Genomic DNA, 21,169 nt, shown 5'->3' with positions numbered 1-21,169 from the left:
TGCAAGGACAGTGACAGTCGAATACTTGGGGCTGGAACGTTTTTTCTGAATTATTTCCGGGCACTAATTGATTCGCGCCCGGGCATCGGATTGCTTGGGTAGACGATATGGAATTGCGCATAAGGGTGGAATGCGCACGACCTTCGACAGACATGCGTGCGGCGTTGGGCCGATGAAACCGCGCAAGGGAAGGGGCGTGCATACGCCAATCGACACGCTCGGGACCGAAGATCTGTTGAAAGGGTCGGTGTCCCGGCGCGTATTGATGGAGACGCTGGAGCCGCGGCTTCTGCTGTCTGCCGATCTTTTTCCCATTGCCGGCACGATCTCGGCCCCGGGCGAGGTCGACAGCTACGCAATCACCCTGTCCGACCCCGCGCGGGTCAGCTTTGACGCCCTGTCGGACTCGGAACTCAGCTGGCGGCTGAACGGGCCGAACAATGTCGATATCTCGACCACCCTGGACCGCGCCGAAGGCGGCAGGCGCAGTGTGCCCGCCACCGCCGAACTGGCGCGCGGGACCTATACGCTCAGCTTCTTTGGGCGTGACGGGCTGACCGGCGACTATGCGTTCCGCCTGAACGACCTGTCGGACGCGGCCGTGCTGACGTCGGGCGAGGGGGCCACGATCAGCATCGCCCCCGGCGGCGCGTCGCGCCAGTTCGCCTTTGACGGCCGGGCCGGAGAGCAGCTGTCTGTCGATTTTTCGGCGGTGAACGATGCCGCCCTCGGTGCCCTGACCGTGATTCAGCCGGACGGCAGCGCATTGACCACCCGGAACCTGGCGGATGTGCAGAGCACGCTGCAGCAGAACGGGCGCCATGTGCTGCTGTTCGATGCCTATGGCGGCGCGGCTTCGGCGCTTGACCTGACGTTCAGCATGACGCTGGGCGGCGTGGTCGACCGCAGCTATACCCCCGGCAGCACGGTCAGCGACAGCTTTCCCGTGGCGGGCGAAACCCATGTGCACGCCTTTGACCTCGCTGCGGATGCTCATGTCACCCTGGCCGGGACAGGGGCCACGGCCGAAATCTCCTGGTCGCTGAGATCGCGCAACGGGCAGGTGGCGTCGGGTCTGGGCCTGCCCGGCACCGAGGCCCCGCAAGAGCTGGACCTGGAGGCGGGCACCTACTGGTTCGTCACCCGGTCCCTTTACGGTGCCGAGTCCGCGCATGGCTTTGCCATCACCCCCACCGGGCCCTTTGCGGGAACCCCCGCCAATCTGACGGTGGCCAGTGCCGCCCTTGGCGACCTGCTGGAGGGGACGCTGACCGCGACCGATCAGCTGCAGCGCTACGATTTCACCGTCACTGGCGACAAGAGCGTCTATGTCGAGGTCCTGGCGCTGGACAGAAATGTCGATTTCCGGATCGAGGGGCGGTCAGAGACCCTGCTGAACCACACGGCGGCAGGCTATGGCCTGTTTCGCCGCTACGCGCTGGAACTGACCCCGGGCCAGTATTCGGTTGTCGTGCGCGGCGGCACCGATGCGGCGGAAAGCTATCGCCTGCGGCTGCTGGATACCGCCACGGCGGCGCCCTACACCCCCGGCGATCCGCTGGTCATCGACCTGGGCGCCGACCACGCGGTGGCGCAGCGGACGGTCGCGCTCAAGGCCGGGGACCGCGTGTTCTTCAACACCACGCTGGTCGAACAGAGCATCGGCAGCCGGTTCGATTACGACGTCCGGCTGATCTCGCCAACGGGCGAGCTTTTCACCGCCTTTGACAATCGCGCGGGCGCCGGCAGCGGCATGACCGTCAAGACGGACGGAATCTACCGGCTGGAATTCCGGCGCAGCGAAACCGCCTCGGTCGAGCGGATCGAGGCCGTGCTGCGCCTGTCGAACCCGGTTGTGGCCCCGCTGACCCTGGGCACGCCCCTGACCGTCGACATCGACGAACCGGGGCGTGTGCGCGATCTGACCTTCAGCATCGACACGCCCACGACGGTCTATTTCGACCAGCTGAGGCGGCTCCGGGGCAGCAGCGAATTGCGGTTGGACCTGATCGGGCCGGATGGCGCCATCACCACGGGGCTTGCGACGGAAAGCACCAGCACGTCCTATTACCGGTACGACTTGGAACCGGGCGATTACATCCTGCGGTTCTATGGCTACCTGGACTCGACGCCGGCGGACGAGATCGTCCTGCTGGACGAGGCCGAGGCCCGTGTCGTGACCTTTGGCGAGCAGGTGAGCGGCCAGATCGACCCCGGGTCGGGACTGCTGCAGCTGGCCTTTGACGCGGTGGCGGGCGTGCCGGTTACCATCGACTTCAACGTCTTTTCGGGGATCGACACCTTTTACGGCCCCGAACTGGCGATCTGGGGCCCGGATGGCAAGCGCGCCCTCAGTTCCAACCCTTCGACCGCTGACCGGGCATTCACGCCGCGCCTCAGCGGGCGCTACATGCTCTACATCACGCCGCAGGCCTACCAGGGTCAGGCGCTGACCTACGACCTGACGCTGCGCGAGGCGCCGCTGGTGCGCGAACCCCTCACCCTGGGCACGCGGGTCGAAGGCGGGTTCGCCGTGCCCTTTGCGGTGCGTGAATACGACCTCACCCTGGATGCCGAAACGCTGCTGTACCTCGACAGCCACAGCAATTCGGGCATCGCCTACGAGGTCTACGGCCCCGACGGGGAAAAGGTGTCGACCGGCACCAACGGCGATTTCAACCCGTACAATTCGGATCAGAACCTGTTCCGGCTGGCGGCCGGGCGGTACACGCTGCGCCTGATCCCGGATGGCAACGGCACGCCCGACTACGCCTTTACCCTGCGCGAGGCGACCGCCGACGCGATGTTCGCCCTGGGCGACGAGGTGACGGTGACGGGCGACCGGACCGCGCAGATCCTCGGCCTGGATATCACCGAACCGGCGCAGCTCTACTTCGACCGCCTGTCCGGCAGCAGCGATGCCTTCTGGCGGCTGGTCGATCCGCGGGGCGTGTCGATCAACGCCAATCTGGTCAGCAACGACATGGCCCAGCACGTGCTGCTGGCCGGGCGCTACCTGCTGATCCTGGATGAACGCACCGACCGCGATGCGGGGTACGAAACGACCTTCCGCGTGACTGCCGCCGCGCGCGACCGCGTGGCGATGACACCCGGCACCGTCTCGGCCGGCAGCATCGACGCGCCCCTGTCGCAGGTCCGGCACGATTTCACCCTGGCCACCGCCGGGCGCTACAATTTCGACCCGCGCCTCAGCACCAATTCCGTCAGCTGGTGGCTTGAGCAGGACGGCGTGCCGATCACCGATGCGGTCACCACGCGCAACACCAATGCCAGCCATGTCCATTTCGACCTTGGCCCTGGCAACTACAGCATCGTCATGGCCGGCAATGACGGCTTCCGGGGCGATTACGAGATCGAGCTGCTGCCCGCCAGCGCCGCCACCCCTTTGCAGGACAATGTGGCAACCCCGCTGGTCCAGCTGGAACCGGCCTCGGGCAAGAAGCTCTATGCCTGGCAGGGGATCGCCGGGCAGATGGTGAATTTCAGGCGGCTGAGCAGTTCGGGGAACCTGAACTGGGGCCTCTACGATCCTGACGGCGCTCTCGCGGCCAGCGGCAATTTCAGCGACACGAGCCTGCTGCTGCGCCAGACCGGGCGCTATATCCTGGCGATCAACGGCTACGGGTTTGGCGAGACCGATACGGCGCAATACTCCTTTGCGCTGGAAGTCGCGGGCATGGCGACGGCCGAGCCGCCGGTCGGCGCGCCCCTGGCCCTGGGCCAGCTGGCCAGCGGGACGCTGACGGAGGCGAACGTGCCCGTCAGCTACCGGCTGACCCTGACCAAGCCGGTGACGCGCCTGCTGATCGACGGGCAGAACAGCCAGAACAACGTCTTTACCGTGATCCGCGACGAGTTCGGCGCGATCACCGACCCCCGCCAGCTGCGTCAGGATGCCAATGCGGCGCATCAACGGGCCGACATTCCCGGCGCGACCTACACGGTCGACCTGAAGGCGGGCACCTATCAGGTGGACGTCTACACCAGCGCCGCTACCGCACCCTATGATTTCCGCATCATCGACGTGGATCTCGGGCCCGAGCTGCAGATCGGCACGCCGGTCACCCTGACGCTGGACCCGGCCCAGGGCGCCTATACGGCCCATCTGGACGCGGCGCTTGGCGAGTATGTCGAGATCTTCGCCGAGGCCAGCGGGGACAGTCCGAACCTCACCGTCTTTGGCCCCGACGGGCGCCAGTATTTCGATCTGAGCCTGACCCGGTTCGTCAGCTTCCGTGCCGGAGAGGCCGGGCGCTATGTCGTTGTCGTGGATGGCGACGCGGGTGCCGCCACCCCCCGCACGGTCGAGCTGATCCGCCGCGACGGCAATCCCGCGCCTCTGGCCTTTGCCGAGGTGCAGACCGCCAGCCTGCCCCAGACCTCCAGCGTGCAACGCTGGGAAGTCACCGTCGACAGCCCCGCCAGCCTCTATTTCGACAGCCGGGTGGTGAACACCAAGTCCATGACCTGGGGCCTCTACGATGCCGAGGGGCGGCAGGTCGCCGGGGCGCGTATCGACAGCGTCGATCCGCGCCTGTTCGAGATCCTGCCGGGCACCTACCAGCTGGTGATTGCCGGGGTGTACGGGCCGGATCCCTTCACCTTCCGATTGCTGAACCTGTCGGATGCGGAAGACTACGCTCTGGGCGATACGGCCACGATCAGCGAGCCCGTGGCCACAGACGCCCGCGTGCTGGCCTTTGACGGCGTGGCCGGGCAGGAACTGGTGTTCGACCTGCTGAGCTTTTCGGGCAACCGCAGCGGCGCGCAGTTCCAGCTTGTCGATCCCACGGGCCGGATCCTCGCCCGGCACTACATGTACGACCTGTCGCGATTCACCCTGCAGCAGACCGGGACCTATCGCCTTGTCCTGCAGCCGCCGACCACCCGCGAAGGGTCGCTCGACTACAGTTTCCGCATCTTCGATCCCGAAGAGATCGCCAAGGACCTGGTGCTGGGAGAGCGCAACCACGACAGCCTGCCCGACACCCAGGCGCGACTGATCTACAGTTTCAGCCATGCGGCGGGCAGCGAGTTCTATTTCGACAGCCTGCTCAACGACAGCTCTGCCCGCTGGTGGGTGCAGGATGCGCAGGGTCATCGCGTGGCCGAGGGGCGGTTTTCGACCGACCGGGGCGACAGCTCGCGCTTCTGGCTGGATGCCGGCAATTATACCCTGACCGTGGGCCGCAGCGACGCGGCCTCGGGCGAGGTGCCGTTCCGCCTGCTGCGCCTTGCCGACCTGCCGCGGACGCAGCCGGGCGCGCCCCTGGCGGTGCGGCTGGACCCTGGCGCGCTGACCCGGGGCTATGCCTTCTCGGGCAGTGCAGGCCAGCGGTTCGGGATCGACCTGCCCGAGGGCGGCACCTTTCAGGCCAGCTGGCGGCTGATCGACCCGAACGGAGGCGAGGTATTCTCGGCCTCCTCGATCGCCAGCCGCGCGCCCTTTGTCCTGCCTGCCACCGGCGACTACGTGCTGCTGATCGAGGGCCTGATCACCCAGGTCGAACCGGTTACCCTGACGCTGAACCTGATCGAACTGCCCAGGGCCGCGCCTGTGCCCGCCAGCTCTGCCAGCCCCGTGCGCGCCGACCTCGTGCCCTCGGGCGTGACGGTTGCCGCAGTCGGCACGCCGCAGGCCGGGCAGCCGGTGACGGTGTCGTGGACGGTGCGCAACACCGGCGGCGCGGCGGCGCAGCCCTGGAGCGACCGCGTGATCCTGCGCCGCGCCGACAGCGGAGAGATCGTTGGCGTCGCGGTTGTGGCCCCTGCCGCCCCGCTGGGCGCCGGGGGCAGCGTGACCCGGCAGGCCGTGCTGACCCTGCCGCGCGGCGCTGTCGGAGCCGGAGAGCTGATCGCCGAGGTCGAGGTCGACATCACCAACGCGGTGGACGAGGCCAGCGGCGGCATCGCGCGCGAGACGGCGAATATCGCCACCGTCGCCTTTACCGCCGTCAGCGACGCCCTGCCTGACCTGGTGGTCGAGAATATCCGCGCCGAACCCGCCGGGGCCTGGGTGCCGGGGCAGGCGGTGACGGTGCGCTGGACGCTGCGCAATGCCGGTGGCGCCGCGGTGACGCAGGCGTTTTCCGAACAGGTCCGCCTGCGCAATCTAAGCATCAGGAACGGCCCGCAGTTCGACCTGCAGAGCCTGGCTTACGACCCCGCCACCAACGGCGCGATTGCCGCGGGCGGTACTGTCGAGCGCAGCCTGACCTTCACCTGGCCGGACGGCACCGACGGCACCGGGCGCATCGGTTTCGAGATCACCACCGATGTCGACACCCGCATCGCCGAGGATAACGACGAGGGCACCGGCGAGACCAACAACGTGACCACGCTGGAGGTGCTTTCGGCCCCCGACCTGCAGGTCGCCAACATGGCCATTTCTTCGGACGACCCGCAGGCGGGCGACACGGTCACCTTCTCGTGGGACGTCCAGAACACCGGCACCGCCGATGTGCCGGTGACCTTCGTCAACCGCGTCCGGCTCTACAATTTCACCACCCGGACCTATGTGCTGGACCAGCCGATCCCCTTTCCCGTGCAGGCCGGAGAGATCCTCGGGGCCGGGGCCACGCGCAGCCAGAGCATCGCCTTCACCCTGCCCGACAATTCCAACGGGGCCGGGGACCTGCGCCTTGAGGTGACGCTGGATTACACCGGCCCGACCCGGGTGCTGGAGGATAACGCCGCCGGCGATGCCGAATCGAACAACGTCGAATACCTGTCCTTCACCTCGCGCGAACGCAGCTATGCCGACCTGCAGGTGGCGGTGCCGACGCTGACCGGTGCGCCGCAGGCCGGGGCGCAGGTGACGGTGGCCTGGCGGATCACCAATGCCGGGGATGCCGCTTCTGAGGCGCGGGTCGACCGGGTGGTCCTGTCGACGGACGACATCATCGGCAATGCCGACGACATCGTGCTGGGCGAGGTCTCGCGCGCCGCGCTGGCCCCCGGTGCGGCGGAAAACGTCAGCCTGGCCCTGACCCTGCCCGCCGGGCTGTTGGGCGACTACCAGCTGGCCGTGATCACCGATGCGAACAATACGGTGACGGAGGGTGACGGCGAGGGCAACAACCTCTCGGGCCTGCTGCCTGTGGCGATCGCCGCCGCCACGGCCCCCGACCTGCGGGTCGAGGCGGTCGCCGGCCCCACGGCGGCAAGCTGGGGCGACACGGTTCCGATCTCGTGGCGGGTGACCAACGACGGCGCGGCCCCGGCCACCGGCGGTTGGGTCGACCGGGCCTATCTGTCCCGGGACGACGTACTGGATGGCTCTGACGTGCTGCTGGCCGAGGTTGCCGCGCCCGCCGGGCCGCTGGCCGTGGGTCAGACCTACACCGCCAGCGCCAATGTCACGATCCCCGGCGGGTTGAACGGCGCCTGGCGTCTGATCGTCGTCACCGACGCCGCCGCAGCCGTATCCGAAGGCGCAGCCGAGGACAACAACGCCACCGCCGCGATCGAGCCGCTGCGTCTGTCCTCCAGCCCCGCGGCCGACCTTGTGGCAAGCAGGGTCGAAGGTCCCGCCGACGGCGCCCCGGGCGAGGTCGTGACCGTGCGCTGGCGTGTGGACAACACCGGCGAGGGGCCCGCCCGCGCGCCGTTCCGCGACCGGGTCTACCTGAGCGCGACCGGAACCACGCAGGGCGCGCAATTCCTGGGCGACTTTATCCATAACAGCCAGATCGCCGCCGGTGCGGGCGTTGACGTCGAACTGGAGGTCACCCTGCCGACCTTGCCGGCGGGTCAGTGGCGGTTCCTCGTCATCACCGACCAGGGGCAGCAGGTCTTTGAAAGCGGGCGCGAGGAGAATTCGGCCCTGTCCGACGCCCCCTTCGGCCTGACGGTGCCGGATCTGCAGGTCACCAACCTGTCGGCGCCCGAAAGCGCCGTGTCGGGCAGTGCCATCACCGTGGCCTGGACGGTCGAGAATGCAGGATTCGGCACGGCTGCGGCCGGGCGGATCGACCGCATCTACCTGTCCCGGGACGGCGTTGTCGACAACGGCGATATCCTGCTGCACCAAACCACGGCCCGCCCCGCGCTGGACGCCGGGACGCCCGACATGCAGAGCGTCGACCTGGTTGTCCCCATCGAACAGCGCGGCGACTGGCGGATCATCGTTGTCACCGATGCCACCGACGTGGTCGAGGAAGAGGAGGGCGAGAGCAACAACACCTTCTCGCGCGCCTTCGGCATCGCGCTGGCCCCGCATTACGACCTTGAGGTCAGCAACGTCACCGCACCGGCCCGCGTGGTGGCCGATCCGGCGACGATCACCGTGGGCTGGACCGTTACCAACATATCCGACCAGCGTGGGAGCGAGGCCGCCTGGACCGATCAGGTCTGGGCCTCGCGCGACAGCATCATCGGCGATGGCGACGACATCCTGCTGGGCGAATACCTGCGCGACGGCGGGCTGGCCCCCGGCGGCAGCTACCTGCGCTCGGAACAGATCGCCCTGCCCGGGGGTTTCTCTGAACGGTTGCGTATCTATGTCGTCGCCGATGCCACAGGCATGGTGTTCGAGGACGGCGCAACCGGCAACAACACCGCAACCGCGCCCGCCGTCACCGATGTCGCGCGCAAGCCCTATGCCGATCTTGCGCTCACCTCGGTCGAGGCGGCGGCGACGGCGGTCTCGGGCACCGAGATTGCGGTGAAATGGACCGTGCGTAACGATGGCATCGGCGCCACCGACACCGGAACCTGGGACGACAGGCTGATCCTGTCGCGCAACCCCGATGGTTCGGGCCAGATCGCCTCTGTCAGCTATAGCCATATCGGCATCCTGCAGGTCGGCGACAGCTACCAGCGCACCGCCACCATACGGGTGCCGGACGGCACGCAGGGCACCGTCTACCTGACCGCGGTGGCCGGGGCCTACCGCGCGCCATACGAATTCGTACTGACCGGCAACAATGCCTCGGACGCGCAGCCGGTGGCCATTACCCTTGCGCCGTCACCCGACCTGCAGGTCACCGATATCGCCACCCTCGCCAACGCGGTCGAGGGGCAGGAGATCGACATCGCCTGGCGGGTCACCAACGCCGGGCAGGCCGCGCTGGACGGCACCTGGTCCGACCGGCTGGTGCTGGTTCCGGTTGAGGCAGGGAAATCTGCCATCGTCGTAGGCACCTACAGCAACACCCGTGCGCTGGCCGTGGGCGAAAGCTATCAGCGGACCGAACGGTTCCGCCTGCCGGCGCGGATCGAGGGCGCCTATACCCTGACCGTGGTCACCAACTACAACCGCGGCATCTACGAGGAAGGCGCGGCCGGGGACAACAACACCGGCACCGACGATCGCCCGCTGACCGTCGCGCTGAACCCCAGGGCGAACCTGCAGGTTGCCTCGGTTGTCGCCACGCCGCGCGTGACGGCGGGCGGATCGGTGCAGGCGACATTCGAGATCATCAACCAGGGCGCGGTGGCGGCGACCGGCGAATGGCAGGATTCCGTCTACCTCTCGCTCGACGACAAGCTCAGCGCCGACGACATCCTGATCAGCCGCGCGGGCAATCCGCTGGCGCTGGCCCCGGGGGAAAGCTATTCGGTCACCTCGGCCCCGGGCGTGGTGCCGCTGCGCTGGTCGGGCACCGCCTATGTGCTGGTGTCTACCGACAGCAACGCCCGGGTCGACGAATACCCCTTCGACAATGACAACGTGAAGGCCACCGCCTTTCAGGTCGACGGGCTGCCCCGGCCCGATCTTGTCGCCGGCTCGGTCGTCGCCCCGGCGCAGGCGGTCTATGGCTCGGAAATCGAGGTGCGCTACAAGGTCACCAACAAGGGCGCGGGCGAGACGCTGACCGACAGCTGGCGCGACACGATCTGGATCGCCCGCGACCCCCGCCGCCCGAACACCAGCGCCTTTGTCGACGTGGCGGGCGCGGATTTCCTGAAAGGCAACTCTGCCCGCCTGCTGGGATCCGTCACCCACACCGGGGTCTTGCCCGTGGGCGACAGCTACGAGGTCACGGTGCGGGTGAAAATCCCGACGGACCTGCCTTCGGGGCGGTACTACATCACGCCCTGGTCGGATTCCTATGATGTGGTGGCCGAAGACACGCTGGCCATCAACGTGAACCCGGACGATCCGAACGAGATCGACAACAACAACTACAAGGGCCGGGCCATCGACATCCTGGGCTACACGCCCGTGCGTCCGGACCTTACCGTACGTTCCGTCACGACCGGTGGCCCGGTGGTGGCCGGTCAGGACAAGCTGCAGGTCACCTGGACCGTTGCCAACGACGGGCTGATCGACACGCCCGATGGGGGCTGGGTCGACCGGGTCTACCTGTCCGACAGCCCCGTTCTGGGCGCGCCCGGCGAAACGCTCTGGCTGCTGGGCGACGTGGTGCCCCAGGCGGGCATCGCCCCGGGCGAAAGCTATACGGTAACGCATGGGTTTGACCTGCCGCCCTCTGCCGGTGGCAAATATGTCCACGTGATCACCGATGCCTCGGTCCGTGGCCGCCAGGCGGTGGACGAGGAGGACGAGACCAACAACCTGGCCAGTGGCGATGCGGATGTGACCAACACCCCCGCCGACCTGCGGGTGATCGCCGTGGCCGCTGCCCCGGGCGCCACCTCGGGCGAGCCGCTGACGATCACCTGGACGGTGCGCAACGACGGCGGCGCGGTCTGGGACGGGACCGAATACTGGCGCGATGCCGTCTGGCTGTCGCGCGACCCGGTGCTGGACCGCAGCCGCGCCACCCATCTGGGCCAGGTGATCCATTCCAACGCCGCCGGTCTGGCAGCGGGGGCGAGCTATACCGAAAGCATGTCCTTCACCCTGCCCGCGGGGACCGACGGCGCCTACTACCTGCACGTCGCCACGGATGCGAGCGGCATCTCTGGCCTGCCGCGCGGCGAGGCGCTTGCGGGCAATGCGGCCAATGTCAGGGGCGACTATGCCTCGACGGTCTACGAGACCGAGGAGGATCCAACCGGCAATATGGGCCGGGGCACGGTGCAGATCACCTATGCCGAGCCCGACCTGAAGATCACCGCGCTTGACGTTCCCGCCAGTGGCAAGAGCGGCCAGCAGGTGGAACTGTCCTGGACCGTCACCAATGACGGCACCCGGGGCACGCGCGAGGGCAGCTGGTACGACCGTGTCTTCCTCTCGGTCGACGGCGCGCTGGACCCGCAGGACCACATGATCGGCGAGCTGCGCCATACGGGGCCGTTGGGTATCGGCGAAAGCTATGTCGCCACCCTGCTGGTTGACCTGCCCATCGGGATCGAGGGCGATTTCACCATCCTCGTGGAAACCGACTCGGCGGCGCGCGAGGGGGGCAGTTACCTGCCGTCGACCGTGCGGGCCGGTCTGCGCGGCGTGTCCTCAGGCGCGGATTCGGTCGACGAGTTCGTCGGCGAGGGCAACAACGGCGCCAGTGCAACCATCGCGGTCGAGGCCGCCGAGGCCGCCGACCTGACCATCACCGCGCTGACCCATCCGCAGCGTGGCGTGACCGGCCAGCCGCTGACCGTGAACTGGGAGATCACCAACAGCGGCGCTTTTGACACGGGGTCGGGCTGGCGCGATATCGTCTACCTCTCGCGTGACGAGTCGCTGGACACGCGGACCGATTTCTTCCTCGGCTATCACGATCACCTCGACCCGCTGGCCGCCGGTGACAGCCGCGCCGTCGCGCTGACGGCCAGCCTGCCCAAGGGGCTGTCGGGGTCGTATTTCGTCTTTGTCCTCAGCGATCCGCTGCAGGACGGGCATCCCATCGGGCAGGTGTTCGAGGACGGCGCCGAGGTCAACGTCAGGTCCTCCGCCCAGCCCCTGCTGATCGAACAGGCCCCGCCCGCCGACCTCGTCGCCTCGCAGGTCGAGATCGGCGGCGGTTCGGCGCCCGGCGACACCGTGACCGTCACCTGGCGCGTCACCAATGAAAGCGCCGCCGAGGCCCCGGGCCGGTGGAGCGATGCCGTCTACCTGTCGCGCGATGGCGAATGGGATATCGGCGACATCTTCCTGGGCCGGTTCGACCATAGCGGCGGCCTTGCGCCCGGCGCCTTCTACGATGCACAGCTGACCGCAGACCTGCCGATCCTCGCCGATGGCACATGGCGCGTACTGGTGCGTACGGATGCCCGGAACGAGGTGAACGAGGGCGCGGCCGAAGCCAACAACACCACGGCGGGCGCCAATCCCATCGGCATCGAAAGCCCTCTGCTGACGCTTGGCATCCCCCGGACGGTGCCGCTGGACGGTTCCGACGAACGCCTGTTCCGGATCGAGGTGCCCGCAGGCCAGACCCTGCGCGTGACCCTGTCGGGCGGCGACCCGCAGGTCCCGAACGAGGTGTTCGTGAAATGGGACGCCCCGCCCACGCAATCCGATTTCGATGCCTCGCATGACTCGGTCTTTGGCGGCGGCCAGTCGGCGGTCATCTCTTCGACGGAACCGGGGGTCTATTACATCCTGGTCCGGTCCTTCGGCGGTGACGCGGGCGCCGCGCTCGACCATACCCTGACCGCGGAACTGCTGCCGTTCCAGATCACCGGCGTTTCGCCCGATCAGGGCGGTTCGGGCCGCTATGTCACCATGACCATCGACGGCGCGGGCATCCTGCCCGGCGCGGTGGCCAAACTGTCGCGCCCCGGCGTGGCAGAGTTCCTGCCGGTTTCGGTCCTGCGGGTCGACGCGACACGGATCATCGCGACCTTCGATCTGGAGGGCGCGCCGCACGGGCTTTACGACGTGATCGTGGTGAACGCCGATGGCGAAGAGGCGATAGAGCCCTATCGCTACCTTGTCGAACGCCAGGTGGAACGCGATGTGACCGTGGGCCTGGGCGGCCCGCGCGTCGTGCCCGCGGGCCGGGCCGGGTTCTATTCCGTCGTCGTCGACAGCCTGACCAATGTCGACACGCCCTATGTCTATTTCACCTTTGGCGCGCCCGAGATGGGCACCAACGACATGGCCTATGGGCTGCCGTTCCTCAGCTTTGCCTCCAACGTGGGCGACGGGTCCGACACCCCGGCCGAGGGGCTGAGCGGCGCGCAATCCGCGCTGAACCAGGGCGGGCGGCTGCTGGCCCCGGGCTATGCCTTCGACCTCGCGGCCGAGGGGCAGGCGCAGATGACCTTTGCGGTGCAGACCTACCCGGGCCTGCAGGCGCTGATCGACCGGGATTTCGAGGGGATCAAGGCCTATCTCTACGCCCGCTTCCCCGATCTGGAAGAGGCCGATGCCCTGTCGGCCGGCGTCGACGCGCTCAAGGACGTGGACCCGCTGTTTCACGAGATCTTCACCGACCCCGCCTTTGACGTCGTGTCGGGGGATCTGCCCTGGTATCTGCCGTTCCAGTTCAACGTGGTCGCTGCGGCCACGCCGATGACGCGCGCCGAATTTGTCGCCCGCCAGCTGGCCGATGCCGAGACCTTGCGCCAGGCCGTGCTGGCCGATGCCGAAGCCGCACCGGCGCTGCAGACCCTCGCCGCGGACGGTGACGTATGGTCCAGCTCATTCCTTGCCGCGCTGCAGCAGGCCGGGCTGCTGCGGGATGACGATACCGCCCCTCCGGTGTTCGAAACGACCCGGGTCAACAGCATGGTCGCGCAACTCTCGCAAGGGCTCCTACTGGGCCCGGCGGGGGACGAGCTGCGCAGCACCGGCGACCTGGTCGAATTCTTCGCCAAGGTGCGCGAATGGTACGGCGACACCCCGGGCGAGGTCGCGCCGATTGCCCGCTACGACGTTCGCCAGCCGCCGCAAGGCATTCCCTATTCGGTCCCCGTTCCGGCGATTCCCGATATGGCGGAGTACGACCTGGGGCTGGACCGGCCGACGACCTTTACCGCCTTCAACATCTACGCCCCGTGGCTGGGCGAGGGGGCGGTGAACCTGCCCGACTTCGGCTCTGACGCCACCGATGGCGCGCTGGAGGAACTGGACCTCGACCGTTTCCGCGAAATCGCGGGTGTCGCGCCCGGCGACGGCACCAGCTGGCTGCGCGGCCCGGTCGGGGCGGGCGAGGACAACTGGGTGCCCGCCGGTGTGGCCCTGCCGCACGAGGTCGGATTTGCGCTGGACGAGACCAGCCCCCTGCCGGTGCGCGAATTGCGCGTTGTCACCACGCTGGACGAGGCGCTGGATGCCCGCAGCTTCCGGCTTGGTGGGCTGACGCTGGGCGGGCTGTCGGTGCAGGTGCCCGAGGGCCGGCTGGTCTATCAGACCGACATCGACCTGTCCGCCAGCCGGGGCTTCATACTGCGTGTTTCGGCCGGGATCGACCTCGACAGCCGAACCGCGACCTGGCTTGTCCAGGCCATCGACCCGGCAACCGGCGAACTGCTGGAGGGCGACGGTCCGGAGGGCCTGCTGCGGCCCGGCGAAAGCGGCTCCGTCCGCTACAGCGTGCAGGCGGACGAGGAAACCGCATCCGGCACCGAAATCCTGTCCGCCGCCAGGGTGATCTTTGACGTGTCCGCGCCCGAAGATACCGACGCCTATGGCTTTGCGATCGACAGCGCCGCGCCGCAGAGCAGCCACACCGTCACGCGGATCCCGGGCAGCGACGAGTACCGCATCGACTGGCAGGCCACGGACGAGGCCGGCGGATCGGGCCTGCGCGACGCGAATATATACGCCTCGGTCGACGGCGGGATGTTCCGCATCGTCGCGCGGAACGACAGCACCGGCTCCTTCGTCTATTCGGCCCCGGCGGGGGCGTCGGTGGAATTCCTCGTCCTCGCCCGCGACATGGCCGGCAACCGCGAGACCCCGCCCGCCGGGATCGGCAGCACCGGCGATCTGGCGCCCGAAACACCCGACCTGGGCGGGACCGAGGCCGCCCAGACCACCACGGCCACTCCGCTCGACCCCGCGCCAGCCCCGGCGGCGGAGCCGGCCAACGCGCTGTTCATCGCGGCGCTCGATGGTGTGACCTCCACCGTTTCGCCGCTGCGCCCCGGCGCCTTTGCCGCCGCCGTCGCGCCCTTCGCCTTCGAAGCGCTGGCCACCACGCCCGGCAGTCAGGGCGGCATCGGGGCGCTGGCCGTGCTGGGACTTGCGGACGGGTCGGTGATCTATTCCGGCGGGCCGGACCGCGCCTGGCTCTACCGGATCGACGATCAGGGCGCGGGCGGCGAAGAACCCTTCGCCCGGCTCGACACCCCGATCTACGGGCTGGGGCTGACCGATGACGGACGGCTCTGGGCGACCTCCGGCGGTGGCGCGCTGCTGGAGCTGGACCCGGATAGCGCAGAGATCCTGGCGCGGCATGGCGACAGCGTCACCCAGGCGCTGGCCGTGGCCCTCGACGGTCGGATCTATGTCTCCACCGGCGATGGCGTGGCACTGTTCGATCCGGCAAGCGGCAGTTTCACCGCCTTTTCGGAAACCCGGGTCGACAGCCTGGCCATTGCGCCTGACGGCAGCCTCTGGGGCACGTCCTGGCCCGACCGCGGGCGCGTGCTGAAATTCGCGGCCGACGGCACGGCGCAGGTCGTGGCCGAGGTGCCGGCGCCGCTCGACTCCATCGCCTTTGGGGCTGAGGGCACGGATTTCGACGGGCTCGCCATCCTCACGTCCGTACGTAACGGTACGGGCGAAAACGCCCTGTCGCGGATCTTTGCGCTCGACGTCGCCTCGCACCAGATCGTCAGCGTCGCCGCCGCCACCGTCCGGGCCGAAGGCATCGCCGCGCTGGCCGATGGCCGGGTGATCGTCGCGCATGGCACCGGGCTGGACGTGCTGCGCCCGCTCTACGCGCCGCAGATCGTCGCGACGACCTTTGCGGATGGCGAGATCACCGCGCGCCCCGTCGCCAGTTTCGCGCTGCGGTTCGACGACGACATGGCGACCACCGGGCCCGGCTCTGTCCTGAACCCGGCGAACTATGCGCTGGTGAATGCGGACGGGGACATCCTGCCGATCACCGGCCTGTCCTACGACGCCGCCGCGCGCGAGGTCACGCTGTCCTTTGCCTCGCTGCCGCGCGGTGTCTATGCCGTGTCGGTCTCGTCCCTGCTGCAGAGCGCGCGTGGCGTGTCGCTGGCCGCGTCCGAAAGCTTTGAATTCACGCGGCTGGAGGACGTCACCGCCAATGTGCGGATCGAATATCGCGACACCCGCTACGACCGCCAGACCGGGGCCGCGACCTACGAAGTCATCGTCACCAACACCGGCACCCGCCCGCTGAAGGCGCCGCTGCAACTGACGCTCGACACCGCCAGCCCGGGCGCATCGGGCACGCCGCTGACCGGCACGCTCAAGGGTGACATCTGGCTGATCGACCTGACCGGCGCGATTGGCGCGGACGGCGAACTGGCCCCGGGCGAAAGCGCATCGGCCCTCGCCGTGTCGCTGGTGCTGGAGCCGGGGCAGCGCGCCGCCTTTGCCCAGGGCGTCCGGATCCTGCCCGGTTCGAATACGCCGCCGTCGATGTCGCAGGATCCGCCAACCGTTGCGGTGATCGGCGAACCGCTGAGCTATCAGTTCACCGCTGTCGACCTGGATAACGATCCGCTGGGGTATGTTCTTGTGCAGGGCCCGGCGGGGATGTCGGTGAACACCCTGACCGGCCTGCTGACATGGACGCCCGGGGCGGATGCCGATCCGGTGACGCCGGTTGTCGTGCGGGTCTATGACGATGTCGGCGGCTTTGCCGAGGTCGCATGGCAGATCGAAATCGAAGAGGGCACCAACTCTGCCCCGATCCTCGAAGCGCCCTCGCCCCTGATCGAGCTGATCGAGGGCGAAGAGATGCGCCTGCCGCTTCTCGCCTACGATCCCGACATGGACGGGCTGCTGCTGTTTGCCGACAACCTGCCGCGCGGCGCCTACCTGGATCAGGCCACGCAAGAGCTGGTCTGGATCCCCGCCGCCGGGCAGCGCGGAACCTACCAAGGCGTGGTGATCGGCGCCAGCGACGGCAGCAAGGAAACCACGCAGAGCTTTGACATCGTGGTGCGGCCCGGCAATGCCCCGCCGGTTGTCGCCACGCCCAAGCCCTTGCAGGTGCGCGAGGGCGACCTGCTGCGCCTGCCTCTGTCGGCCGCCGATCCCGAGGGCGATGTGCTGTCCTTCAGCGCGCCCTTCCTGCCCGCGGGCGCCACCATCGACCCGGCCACCGGGGTGCTGGAATGGACGCCCGCCTATACCCAGACCGGCAGCTACGAGATCCCGGTCGATGTCAGCGACGGCGTGACCATCCGGCGCGTGGTGCTGCAGATCGAAGTGCTGAATGCCAATGGCGCCCCGGTGCTGCAGGGGTTTGAAAGCTGGACAGTGACCGAGGGGCAGGGCCTGTTCTTCCGCACCACCGGGCTGGATCCCGACAATCCCGATTTCGTCCTGCCCGAGCGCGACGCCAATGGCGCCCTGCAGTTCTATGCCGGCTCGCAGGACACCACGATGAGCTACAGGCTCACCGGGCTGCCGCAGGGCGCGAGCTACGACGCCGAAACGGGGCAGTTCTTCTGGCAGACCGGTTTCTCTGACGCGGGCCGCTACGTGATGCGCCTGACGGCGACCGACGATGGCGACGGCACCGGTGTCACCGCCGAGCGCAGCATCGACATCGTCATCACGGTCGAGGATCTGAACCGCCCGCCCGAACTGCCGGACCTGCCGAACCGCACGGTCAGCGGGGGCGGGACGCTGACGATTCCGCTGGCCTCGGTCGACCCCGACGGGAACCGCCTGATCTTTGCCGCGACCGCCACCCGGGCCGCCGGGTCCGACCAGCTGAGCCTGGACCCGGAACCGGTGCCGCTGGACGGCTCCTCGCCCTTCGGCATTCTGGATACGCTGGCGGATGGAACGACCGTCCTGCGGCTGACCCCGCAAGAGCTGGACCGCGGCGACTGGCGCATCGACCTGCAGGTCAGCGACGACGGCAACGGCGCGGCGGCCAATGTCCAGAGCGACGCGGCCTCGTTCATCCTGACGGTCGAGGCGGGCAACCTTGGCCCGCGGATCGTGCCGATTGCCGGGCTGGTCGCGGTGCCGGGCCAGCTGCTGGAGCATGAGTTCCAGGTCACCGACCCCGACCGCGATCCCCTGACCTACGATCTGTCCGGTCTGCCCGCCGGGGCCAGCATCGTGCCCTCGACCACCTATGGCCGCGCCATCCTGCGCTGGACACCCACCGCAGCCGACCTGGGGGCGCACAGCGCCGTGCTGAAGGTCAGCGACAGCGGCGGAGGCGAGGCGGCGGCGGTGCAGTCTGACAGCTTGAGCTTTGCCGTCACCGTGCGCGCGAGCAACGGCGCGCCCCTGCTGCAGCCGGTCGGCACGCTCACCGTGGCCGAGCTGGCCACGCTGTCCCACAAGCTGCAGGCTGCCGACCCGGATGGCGACCCGCTGACCTTTGCCGCCGAGGGCCTGCCCGCCGGTGCCGTGCTGGACCCGCTGACCGGGGTGCTGAGCTTTACGCCGCATTCCTTCCAGGCCGGGGAGTACGAGGTGACGCTGCGGGTCAGCGACGGGCTGGCCACGGCCGAAGAGGTGATCACCCTCGCCGTCTCCAACACCAACCGGGCGCCCATCTTCGTGCCGACACCCGCGCAGACCGGGCGCGAGGGCGAGGCGTTGCGCTTCCGCCTGCTGGCCGCCGATGTGGATGGCGACGGCGTGGTGTTCGAACCGGTGAATGCCCTGCCGCCCGGCGCGCGGCTGAACAGCACCACCGGCGAATTCAGCTGGACCCCGGATTACGATCAGGCTGGCGTGCATTCCATACGTATCCGTGTGCGGGACGCAGGCGGCGCGACCGCCGAGCAGACCGTCGCGCTGAACGTGCTGAACACCAACCGCCTGCCCGAGCTGTCGATCACCAATCGCAGCATCGTGCTGGGAGAGACGCTGACCGTGGCGCTGGCGGCCACCGATCCCGATCTGGACGACACGCTGGTGCTGAGCGTCGAGAATCTGCCCGACACTGCCAGCTTCGACCCGGCCACGGGGATGCTGACCTTTACGCCAGAGGCGGGCGACCTGGGCGACCGGGTGATCAAGGTCACGGCCTTTGACGGCACGGATCGCGTCAGCCGGGCGATGGTGCTGCGGGTGACACGCGACGCGGTGCCGCCGGTTGCGGTGCTGGACATCACCCCGAATTTCCCCGCCCGCCCCGGGCAGGTGGTGACCCTGTCTGCCGCCGGTTCGGGCTTCGTGCCGGTGACGGGGTTCCGTCTGACCATCGACGGGGCCGAGGTCGCGCTGGACGACCTGAACCGCGCGTCCTTCACCGCCGGGGCGCCGGGCAAGGTTGTCGCGGTGCTGGAGGTGACGGATGCCGATGGCCGCGTCGGGCGGGTGGAGCGCACGATCGCGGTCCGTGACGCCGCCGACCGCAGCGGCCCGGTCATCGCGACCCCGATCCAGGACGGGGCGGTGCTGGCCGCGGGTGCGGTGAATGCGACGATCAGCGATGCCACGCTCGACGCCTGGCGGATCAGCCTGGTGCCCGGCGACGGCAGCGCGGCCATCCTGCTGGCCCAGGGGACAGAGCCGGTGCAGGGCGCCGTGGCGCAGCTGCGGCCCGGGCTGGTGCAGTCGGGATTCTATACCCTGCGGATCGAGGCGGTGGATATCGCCGGGCTGCGCACCGTACTGGAGCGTTCGGTCGAGGTGCTGCCCGCCCCCAATGCCACCCTCCGCCGGGTCGAGACGGACGCGACCGTGACCCTGGCCGGGGTGCAGATCGCCCTGACCCGGATCTACGATGCCCGCGACGCCGGGCGCCTTGGCGATTTCGGCCCGGGGTGGAGCGCAGGCTGGACCGACCTGCGGCTGGATGCCGGGCCCGCCGCCTCGCCCTCTCGCGCGCTGGCCGAAGGCGACCGCGTGCATCTGACCGCGCCCGACGGCACGCGCATGACCTTCACCGCCCGGTTCGAGGTCGAACGCATCGCGGGCTTTGACAAGATCACCCTGCGGTTCGACGGCGACACCCCCGGCTATGCGCTGACCCACAACGGCCCGCTGCTGATGGCGGCCGAGGGCGGGCTCTATGACGCGGTCAGCGGGCTGCCCTATTCGCCCTTCGGGCGCGGCGGGCATGTGCTGACGCTGACCACTCCGGACGGCACCGAATGGCAATCCGACGGCGAAGGCTCGATCCAGGGCATCCTGCGCGGCGGCATCCGCATCCGGGTGTCCGACAGCGGGCTGATCGCGCCCGACGGCGACACGGTGCAGGTGATCACCAACGCCTATGGCGGCATCGCCGGGCTGCTGCTGCCGGACGGGTCGCGGCGCATCTACCTGTACGACAGCGCCGGACGGCTGAGCTTTGCCGGCGGCTCCGACATGGCGCAGCCGGTGCTCTACAGCTACGAGCCGGGGAGGGCGGGGCGGCTGGTCACGGCTTCCGGCCCCGATGCGGCGACCTATGCCTATGCCGCCGATGGTTCGGCGGAGGAGCTTTCCTCGGCCCACAGCTTTGGCGTGCTGGCCGGGGCGCTCGCCTATCAGGGCCTGGCCGATGCCGATGGCCGCCTGACCACGACCCTGGCCCTGCGCGAGAGCGAGCTTGCCTCGCTCGGCGGGCGGGTCCTGCTGCGGGTCGCCATCGCGGGCGCGGCGCCGGACAGTGTCAGGCTGAACGGAGTCGAACCGCTGGAGCTCAACCGCAGCGGCGGGACAAGTTTCGCGCTGTTCCTGGTGGAACGGGCGGGCATCCATGCGCTGACGCTCACCGGCGCAGCGGCGGCGGGCTATCGCGTGCAGGTCAGGGCCGCGGGCGATCTGAACGGCGACGGGGCGGTCGACGGGATCGACCTGGGTGCCTTTGACGCCGCCGCGCGGGACATCGACGGCGATGGCACGGCCGATGCCGCGGACCGGGCGCTGCTGCTGCAGAACTTTGGCCTGCGCCCGAACGAGGCGCCGGTGATCACGCCGCAGGCGCAAAAGACCTATGCCGATCTTGCGATCAGCATCCCGCTGACTCCGATGACCGAAGACCCCGAAGGCGACGCGATCTTTTACAGCATCGTCGGCGCGGTTGGCGGCACGGCCGTGCTGTCGCCGGACGGGCAGAGCATCGTCTTTACCCCCGAGGCCGGGCGCACCCAGCCGGGCCGTGTGATCCTGCGGGCCAGCGACGGCTATCGCAGTTCCGGCCCCGTCGACCTGGCCATCGACATTTCCGGCGCGGCGCTC

Annotated in this window: 1 protein-coding gene (running past one end of the window); it reads left to right on the top strand. The window is 68.8% G+C overall.

Features of this window, described 5'->3' with window-relative positions; translation table 11 throughout:
- Nucleotides 1-196 precede the first annotated feature (196 nt).
- Nucleotides 197-21,169: the 5' portion of a CARDB domain-containing protein gene (locus GLS40_RS02465; RefSeq protein ID WP_160381007.1), read on the top strand. Its footprint extends 14,370 nt past the window's final position; only the first 20,973 of its 35,343 coding nucleotides appear in the window; it begins with the start codon at nt 197-199; its stop codon lies off the right edge, out of view.

It is taken from the genome of Pseudooceanicola pacificus (assembly GCF_009789075.1).
GTDB classification, from domain to species: domain Bacteria; phylum Pseudomonadota; class Alphaproteobacteria; order Rhodobacterales; family Rhodobacteraceae; genus Pseudooceanicola; species Pseudooceanicola pacificus.
The sequence above is the reverse complement of the archived record's forward strand: the minus strand, read 5'-3'. Positions and strand labels throughout refer to the sequence as shown.